This window comes from Lutibacter sp. (genome assembly GCF_040883305.1).
Lineage (GTDB): Bacteria > Bacteroidota > Bacteroidia > Flavobacteriales > Flavobacteriaceae > Lutibacter.
In genome coordinates, this window is record NZ_JBFLKT010000063.1 from 1 (window position 1) to 5,163 (window position 5,163).

6 protein-coding genes are annotated in these 5,163 nt (G+C 30.1%); 5 read left to right on the forward strand and 1 reads right to left on the reverse strand.

The genetic code is table 11. The annotated features are described in order from the left end of the window. The first annotated feature begins 183 nt into the window (after nucleotides 1-183). From AB1Z17_RS01885 to AB1Z17_RS01905, 5 genes are all read left to right on the forward strand, one after another. Entirely contained in the window at nucleotides 184-579 is a 396-nt protein-coding gene (locus tag AB1Z17_RS01885; protein WP_368050095.1) for a hypothetical protein, read from the forward strand. Between the two features lie 20 nt (nucleotides 580-599). Further along, nucleotides 600-1,553 carry a DUF438 domain-containing protein gene (locus AB1Z17_RS01890; protein WP_368050099.1) on the forward strand — a complete coding sequence of 318 codons (954 nt, stop codon included), beginning with the start codon at nucleotides 600-602 and terminating at the stop codon, nucleotides 1,551-1,553. Between the two features lie 12 nt (nucleotides 1,554-1,565). Beyond that, nucleotides 1,566-2,147: a cytochrome c oxidase subunit 3 gene (locus AB1Z17_RS01895; RefSeq protein ID WP_368050096.1), complete on the forward strand. Its 582-nt coding sequence runs from the start codon at nucleotides 1,566-1,568 to the stop codon at nucleotides 2,145-2,147. A 90-nt stretch (nucleotides 2,148-2,237) separates the two neighbouring features. After that, nucleotides 2,238-2,480 carry a cytochrome C oxidase subunit IV family protein gene (locus AB1Z17_RS01900; protein ID WP_368050097.1) on the forward strand — a complete coding sequence of 81 codons (243 nt, stop codon included), beginning with the start codon at nucleotides 2,238-2,240 and terminating at the stop codon, nucleotides 2,478-2,480. A gap of 141 nt (nucleotides 2,481-2,621) precedes the next feature. Continuing rightward, nucleotides 2,622-3,872, forward strand: a complete 1,251-nt coding sequence (locus AB1Z17_RS01905; RefSeq protein ID WP_368050098.1) for an alginate export family protein — start codon at nucleotides 2,622-2,624, stop codon at nucleotides 3,870-3,872. 165 nt (nucleotides 3,873-4,037) lie between these two features. Here AB1Z17_RS01905 and AB1Z17_RS01910 read toward each other — a convergent pair whose 3' ends face one another. Further along, complete coding sequence (locus tag AB1Z17_RS01910; RefSeq protein WP_368050100.1) at nucleotides 4,038-5,096, reverse strand: PQQ-dependent sugar dehydrogenase; 1,059 nt, start codon at nucleotides 5,094-5,096, stop codon at nucleotides 4,038-4,040. Nucleotides 5,097-5,163 lie beyond the last annotated feature (67 nt).

Sequence of the window (5,163 nt, forward strand, 5' to 3'; positions counted from 1 at the left end):
AGTGGAGTCACTTTTGAAATAATAAAAGAGGAAATAGAAACTATAAATAGTAAAATTTAAGGAAAATTAAATTCAACAGATCTAGAAATAACAGCCTAAATAGATCAAGCAAAAGATACATATCACACATATATAAGCGATACACTTTTTGAAATTTTACCTTTTGCTGCAAAAGTTGCTGAGGTGCACGGCATTGAAAATAAAGAGGTTATAGAAATTAATGACTTAACAAAAGGTATTGATGAAGTAATGACTCAAATGCTTAAAAATTCGATTTTAAGTTTGTATCCAATAATTAATGAAATTGTTGAATTAACTAAAAAATCAGAAGAAGTTTCAATAGAATTATTACAAGATTTTCAGAAAACAATTAATAGAAATGAAATTGCTCAAAGTTTAATTGGGGAATCTTTTAAAGAAATTTCTAAGCTATCTTCAAATTATACAACTCCAGAAAATGCTTGTAATTCGTACCAGTTTTTATACAAAACCTTAAAAGAGTTACAACACCAAACACATAACTATATGCATTTTGAAAAAAATGTATTAATCCCAAAAGCTTTAAAAATTATTGAATAATTAATTCATTTTTACCAACTATAGATAAACTCCCAGAAGGACATCCTGTTAAAGTTTATTATCAAGAAGCTGCCTTAATACAAGATATTTTATTAGAATTATATGAAGCCAATCCTGTTGAAGATTTTCAAAAATACTTCAATATTTTTAATCAATTAACAACTATAGAAAAACGATTTGCACGTAAAGAGAATCAATTATTTCCTTATTTAGAAAAACATGGCTGGGAAGGGCCAAGTCAGGGAATGTGGTCTTTTCACGATAATTTACGAGATCAAATTCGCTTACTAAATACCTATAATTCAGAAAAAAATACTGCAAAAATTATAGACAATACACCTTATTTAATTGAAGGATTAAAACGATTATTAACTATTGAAGACACACGTTTATTTCCAAAAGCTATGGATTTATTATCTGAAGACGATTGGAAAGAATTTTATGTAGGCGATGAAGAAATTGGCTGGATGTTATTAGAAAAGCCAGCACCATATCCAGAAATTGAAGAAGCGTATGTACACCCAAGTCAAGATTTTAAAAAACGAGAATTGTCTTTTTCAATAGAAAATACGTTTCATTATGATGAAGGTTATATGACACCAGAACAAGTAAATTTATTGTTGCGTTTTTTACCTGTTGACATTACCTATGTTGATGAAAATGACAAGGTTATTTTTTACAATAGGGGAGACGATCGTGTTTTTCCAAGAAGTAAAGGAATTATTGGGCGTGAAGTTAAGTTTTGCCATCCACCAAAAAGTGTAGATATGGTAATCCGTATTGTTGAAGAATTTAAAGCAGGTACAAAAGATGTAGCCGAGTTCTGGTTCAATTTTAAAGGACGAACCATTCACGTTCGTTACTTTGCAATTAGAGATAATAACAAGCAATACAAAGGTGTAATTGAAATGTCGCAAGATATTACAGATATTCAAAAATTAGAAGGTCAAAAGCGTTTGTTAGACTGGGATTAAGGCAGATTTAAAATGAAAAAAGAACTAGTAAGTGTTAAAAACTTGTACTATCCCCCTGGAGGAATTTTATTGTGGATCGTTATCTTTTTAGAATTGTTCACTTTTGGAATGGCATTAGTTGCAATGGTTTATTATAGCAAAGATGAACCTGAAGTTTTTCATAATTCTAGATTGTTATTAAACACAACTTTTGGAGCTGTCAACACCGTATTTTTATTAACGAGTGGCTTTTTTATGGCTAAATCTGTTGAAAGTTTTAAGGAAAATAATATTAAAAAAACTGCAAATTTTTTGCGATGGACGCTATTAGGTGGATTGTTGTTTTTAGTATTAAAATCTGTTGAATATTATTTTAAAATTGAAAACGGATTTACCATGAACTTCAATACATTTTTCTCATTTTACTGGATGTTAACCTTATTTCATGTAATTCATGTAATTGTAGGATTGGTTATTTTAATAAGTGTTTACTTCGGAATAAAAAAACCGATTGTAACAACTTCAATTGAAGATTTTGAAGCTAGTGCTGCTTTTTGGCATATGTGCGATTTAATTTGGTTGCTCCTTTTTCCAGTAATTTATTTAATATTTTAAAATGAAACGAGCATGCTAAAAAGTATATCACAAAAGGAATGATAAATAGCGAACTGCATATGACCTTTAAAAACAAATAATTATAAACACATGAATAAAGATTTATTTTTAATAATATGGGTGCTACTAATTTTACTCACTATAACTACTGCGTTGGTTTCAGGTTCAGCTTTAAGTACAACTCAGGCAGCAATACTTATTTTAGGTTTGTCGATTGTTAAGTTTTTATGTGTTTCTTTTTATTTTATGGAATTAAAGAATGCACACGTTTTTTGGAAAGCATCTATCCTGTTTTATGTTTTGTTATTTTTTATAATTACCATTTCATTATAATAAGGAGTTTTAGCATCAAATAAAAATTTGGTAAAAGTTGACAAAAATCAGCATTTAAAATAATTTATGCTTGTACATTCGCATCATAAAAGGATTAAAAGGTCTTTAAATATAAAAAGTATATAATTAAAACAAATAACAATGAGAAAATTTTTATTTTTAACGCTATTAGTTACTTTAACAGTAACAACTTTAACAGCGCAACAGTTTGATTTGTCCGCTGAATTGCGTCCGCGTTTTGAAAACAAACATGGTTTTGGAACTTTATTGAATACAAATGCAGATGGTGCAAATTTTGTATCGCAACGTACTCGTTTAAATTTCGATTTTCAACAGGATAAAATTAGATTAGGAGTTTCTTTGCAAAACGTCAGAGTTTGGGGAGATGTTAGTACTTTAGGAGCAGATGATAATAATACTATGTTACACGAAGCGTGGGCAGAAGCATTATTATCTGATAATTTTTCATTAAAATTAGGTCGTCAGGAAATTGTATACGACGACAGTAGAATTTTTGGGAATGTAGGTTGGGCACAACAAGGAAGAAGCCACGATGCTATGTTAGCAAAATTTAAATTATCTGAAAATAGTAAATTAGACTTAGGTTTCGCATTAAACTCTGATAGCCAGGTAGGTGTAGATAATTTATATAGTAATGTTGCTGGTTATAAAACGTTTCAATATGCTTGGTTCAATACCAAAGCAAACAAACTTGGTTTAAGTTTCTTGTTATTAAATAATGGAGTTGAATATTTAGACGGTTCAGACCAAACAGTTGATTATTCTCAAACTTTAGGAACAAGATTAACATATGCTGAAGGTAAATTTAGTGCAGATGCTGCTGCTTATTTACAAGGAGGAAGTTTAAGAGGAAACGATGTTTCTGCAAACTATGTTGCAGGTAATTTAAAATATAAAGTTTCTTCAGAATTTAACATTGGTGCTGGAATTGAAGTTTTATCTGGTAAAGATACAAACGATACTTCTTCAGATGTTAAATCATTTGTTCCATTATATGGTACAAACCACAAATTTAACGGTTGGATGGATTATTTTTATGTTGGCAATCACGGAGGTTCTGTTGGTTTAGTTGATATTAATGCAGTATTTTCTTACAAAAAAGACAAGTTTTCTGCAACATTGGTTCCTCACTTTTTCTCTTCTGCAGCAGATATTTACAGCGGAACAACAAAGGAAGATAATAACTTAGGTACTGAAATAGATTTAAATTTAGGATATAAGGTTGCTGACAATATTATGTTTAACGTAGGTTATTCTAAAATGTTTGCAACAGATTCTATGGAAATTCTTAAAGGTGGAGATAAAGACGAAAACAATTCTTGGGCTTGGATAATGTTTACATTCAAACCAAAATTATTTTCTTCAAAATAAAATATTTAAAACTTTAGTTAGTAGTTTTAGTTTAAAGCCAGTACTTAGATGTTAAAATCGAAAGTACTGGCTTTTCTATCTTATATTAGGTCTGCCATTCCTGCTTTTGCAGGAATCCATTCTTTTACACTCGTAGTAAAACTACTTGATTCAAAAGAATAATTTTTACGATGAAGGAGTTAATCGTACAATCCCTAAATTTTGAACTGCAACATAAATATAACCATCTGGAGCTTGACGCACACAGCGCACGCGTCCAATATTTTCTAATAATTTTTCTTCTTTAATAACTTTGTTGTTTTCTAAAACACATCTGTTCAAATATTGAAATTTTAAAGAACCTACTAATACATTTCCTTTCCAAGTTGGATATTTATCACTGGTAACAAAAGCCATTCCACTTGGTGCAATAGAAGGTGTCCAATAATGAATAGGATCTTCCATTCCTTCAATAGAAGTTTTATCTGTAAATGTTGTGTTGTTATAATTTATACCGAAAGAAGCTTTTGGCCAACCATAGTTTTTTCCGGCTTTTATTACATTAATTTCATCACCACCTTGTGGACCGTGTTCGTGTGCCCAAATTTCTCCAGTTTTAGGGTGCATTGCCATTCCTTGCGGATTTCTATGCCCGTAAGAAAAAATAGCTTTTTTAGCATTTTTTGTGTTGTAAAAAGGATTGTTTATTGGAATTGTTCCATCACTATTTATTCTGTAAATTTTCCCAGCATCTTTGGTTATATCTTGCGGCAAAACATCTCTGTTAAAGCGATCTCCAATAGAAAAATACAAATAGCCATCTCTATCAAATTCAATACGAGATCCAAAATGAGCTCCACGTTTTGTATTTGGTGTTGCTTTGTATAAAACCTTGGTTTCAACTAAGGCAAAGTCTTTTAATTTAGCTCTCATTATGGTTGTATTTCCACCATTTCCGTCATTTTCTAAATTGGATGCATAAGACAAATACAACCAACCATTTTTGGCATAATTTGGATCTAATTCAATATCTAATAAACCACCCTGACCACTAAAATAAACTTCTGGAACATTTTTAATACTGGTTTTTATACCATTTTTAAAATGAATTAAATCTCCCTTTAACTCTGTAATTAACATAGAATTATCTGGTAAAAATGCCATACTCCACGGAATCTCCATTCCGCTAACAATGGTATCAACTTTAAAAGTAATTGCTGTATTATCTAAAGTTTTAAGTGCTATTTTTTCTGAAGGTTTTTCTTTGCAAGAAAATAGCAATAGAACTAGTAAACTGAAAATTAAATTGGAA

Coding starts and splice junctions, on each gene's coding strand:
- AB1Z17_RS01895 (WP_368050096.1), top strand. CDS start 1,566: ATGAAAAAAGAACTAGTAAGTGTTAAAAACTTGTACTATCCCCCTGGA.
- AB1Z17_RS01900 (WP_368050097.1), top strand. CDS start 2,238: ATGAATAAAGATTTATTTTTAATAATATGGGTGCTACTAATTTTACTC.
- AB1Z17_RS01905 (WP_368050098.1), top strand. CDS start 2,622: ATGAGAAAATTTTTATTTTTAACGCTATTAGTTACTTTAACAGTAACA.